The sequence below is a fragment of the Vibrio ouci genome (genome assembly GCF_004551525.1).
Lineage (GTDB): Bacteria > Pseudomonadota > Gammaproteobacteria > Enterobacterales > Vibrionaceae > Vibrio > Vibrio ouci.
In genome coordinates this window covers 1-2986 of record NZ_SATR01000112.1, presented here as the reverse complement: position 1 = coordinate 2986, position 2986 = coordinate 1, and the positions used below count along the sequence as shown (strand labels likewise).

Below are 2986 nucleotides of genomic sequence, written 5' to 3'. Positions count from 1 at the left end.
AAAATGATGGCGATGTCCATAGATGCAATCAGGAGTTCCGATAACATTGTTCACTTCAGTTTCTGTCATACCGAGCTTAACTGGGCCGATTGAGTTTCCTAGTTGAATTTCGAAAATTTCCATTTTTATCCTAAAAACACATAACGCCAAATTAAGGTGTGAACAACGCTAACACCTTACCTAACGCATTGTGCCATAAACACTAAACTGGCTTGAAGTGAAAGCGCCGAGCGTTGTGAATCACTCTTAAATTTATTGTTATGTGCGTACTAAACATTACCACTGCAAGACGAGTTAAAGGAAAACATGCGCACTTCATCACGTGGAAACCAACCTAGTTTTTCATAGAAATATTGAGCATTCAGGTTTTCATTGGCGACAAATAAGTGAGTTTTAGCTATACCAATTTTAGATAATGCAYCGACCGCTGAAGATAYTAGTTTGGCACCAATGCCTTTACCTCGACAATTCGAGTTTACAGCCAAATGTTGCACGTAACCTCGACGACCATCTGTACCCACTAAAATTGCACCTACAATAGTGTCACCATCTACAGCGACAAAGCTGAGATTGGGGTTACGTTCTAAGTATTTGCCTATGTTTTCTCTAGAGTCTGCATCACGTAGCAACATAGCTTCTGTTTCAGACCATAGCTCAATAACTTGAGAGTAATCTGAGATATCCATTTCTCTAATCAATGCCATTTTCCCTCTAAGCACATAACGCCAAATTAAGGTGTGAACAACGCTACCACCTTACCTAACGCATTGTGCCATAAACACTAAACTGGCTTGATGTGAGGGTGCCAAGCGTTGTGAATCACTCTTAAATTTATTGTTATATTTATTTTGGGAAGCCTTCCACCTTAACTGCCTGCAACCCTGCTTTATGCCACTCAGCTTGCTCTGCAGTGAATATTTGAGCATCAAGAGTCTTTGACGGCTCCTCGTTTAACGAGCCAGCCGGAACAATTAGGAATTTTCGGCTTTGAGTCAGAAATGGCAAACCTGAACCACAATCTACGCAAAATGCCTTAGAAAATGAACGTGTAGGATGATCATAGCGCTTTATTTTGTCTTCCCCTTTCGTCCATTCGATATTTGAAGGAGAAGTAAACAAGTTCGATGCATGAGCCGAACCTGTGAGCTTTCGGCACTGCTCACAGTGACAAAAGAAGAACTTACCGAAGTCATCTTTAAGCTTAAAGGCTACACTTTCGCAGCAGCAACCACCTGTAATCTCTTTATTCATTTCAAACCTCCATGTTTGTTGATGTCGGATAAATATAACGCCCAATTAAGTAGTGAGCAACGCTACCTCCTACCTAGACCATTGTGCCGTAAACACCGAAGCTGATTCAAACCCAAAATGCCGAGCGTTGCGAATCTGCTTAAATTGTTTGTTATAGCGATTTAGCCACAACACTTCTTGTTCTTTTTTCCTGAACCACAGTAGCACTGATCGTTTCTTCCAGTGTACTTTTTAGCGAGAGACAAGATAGCAGGATAAAGTAGCGATGCTCTCATTTGGAACTGATTCAGATCAGATTGAGCAACAACACCATGATTTTCCATACGTAATTTGTCTTGCTCAACTTCTATAGCAATGTACTCAGATAATGATTGGTCACTTATCAAAGGCACAAATTTTGTCGGAAGAAAGTTATGCTTAATGAGAGTTTCGACCGAACTGTCAGGAGCAAACTTCAATAGCCCCGTCCTATATTCATTCGGCGTTACACAGACTAATGAATTGTCAGGCATTTTGACGACAGCATGAGCTGTCATTTTGATTGAAATATTCCCTAAACACGAAAAAATCCAGCCAAATTGCACACTACCGCCATATTTTTCAATGTAAGCAATAACATTGTTTAGACAATTAAGAGGCTTCGCACTCGGTTCGGGGTGAACAGGAATCTTCTGTAAATCTTCGACACCTAGTTTCTCTAGCAAATTATTACTCAATTCTGGTAAATCAAAATACTGCAATTCTGTCCTCCTAACTCAACAATCGCTATAACGCCCAATTAAGGGGTGAACAACGCCGCCACCCACACCTAAAGCATTGTGCCATAAACACTAAATTTGAAGTAGAATCAAAAGTGCCAGGCGTTGTGAATCCCTCTTAAATTGCTTGTTAGGCTAATATTCGTAGAACAAATTTTTATCTACTTTTAGCTTTAAGGGTGCTAAGTGATCACCTTTAATGAAGCCATTTGTAAAAACTACTATACGCCATTCATCCTGCTCAATAAAAGGCAGAATAGGCTCTTTTCGTAAGGCCGTCATATCAACAGTACTTAAGTAGTGAGGAGGATTATCTGTAATTTCAAGAATAGCTCCGTTTCGTTTTTCAGTTTGTACCAACGATGTAAATTGATACGAAACAGGTCCTGCTTGATACCCAAGAACTTTTATTTGTTTAGATGTTTCTTCAATAATTTGTTTAGTTAAAACTGAAAAACTACTGATTCCGAATGTAACACCACCAAAATCTGTATGCTGTTGCTTTGATATGCTTGTACCATGCAATGAAATTAAATAATGAGGTGGAACATTCGTTCCCATCGTTCCCGTCCGATCTCCGGATATATCAATGAATACACCGTTATCCGATTTAACACTGATTGGAAACTCAATCTTAGAACTGCTTAATCCTTCATTATTATCTACTCGAGCTTTATCCTCGATTTGTTGATAATACAGATTAGTTCTTAGCCAAATCTCACCATTCTTTAATGTATTATCGCACACCAATTTTGATGCTGTTCTAAATAAAAATGGCTCATCAAAATCTGCTTTAATGTAATTATCCATGAAACCTACCTCGGTTAGCCTAACGCCAAATTAAGGTGTGAACAACGCTAACCACCTTACCTAAACCATTGTGCCATAAACACTAAACTGACTTGAAGTGAGAGCGCCGAGCGTTGTGAATCACTCTTAAATTTATTGTTAGTTGCGTTCTGACCACTCCGACCGTA

General features: G+C 39.4%; 4 protein-coding genes. All 4 read right to left on the bottom strand.

The window, feature by feature from the left end:
• Nucleotides 1-269: 269 nt before the first annotated feature.
• Nucleotides 270-704 (bottom strand): GNAT family N-acetyltransferase, encoded by a 435-nt coding sequence (locus ELS82_RS23925; RefSeq protein ID WP_167489508.1) that lies wholly within the window; start codon nt 702-704, stop codon nt 270-272.
• 139 nt (nt 705-843) lie between these two features.
• A complete protein-coding gene (locus tag ELS82_RS23920) occupies nt 844-1251 on the bottom strand; it encodes a GFA family protein (protein ID WP_038141691.1) in 408 nt (135 codons plus the stop codon).
• Between the two features lie 161 nt (nt 1252-1412).
• Nucleotides 1413-1991 (bottom strand): YecA family protein, encoded by a 579-nt coding sequence (locus tag ELS82_RS23915; RefSeq protein ID WP_085761120.1) that lies wholly within the window; start codon nt 1989-1991, stop codon nt 1413-1415.
• Between the two features lie 153 nt (nt 1992-2144).
• Entirely contained in the window at nt 2145-2819 is a 675-nt protein-coding gene (locus ELS82_RS23910) for a hypothetical protein (protein WP_134837642.1), read from the bottom strand.
• Between the last annotated feature and the right edge of the window lie 167 nt (nt 2820-2986).

What these genes read in the sequence shown, in the direction of transcription:
- ELS82_RS23910 (WP_134837642.1), bottom strand. Translation starts at nt 2,819, where the DNA reads ATGGATAATTACATTAAAGCAGATTTTGATGAGCCATTTTTATTTAGA.
- ELS82_RS23920 (WP_038141691.1), bottom strand. Translation starts at nt 1,251, where the DNA reads ATGAATAAAGAGATTACAGGTGGTTGCTGCTGCGAAAGTGTAGCCTTT.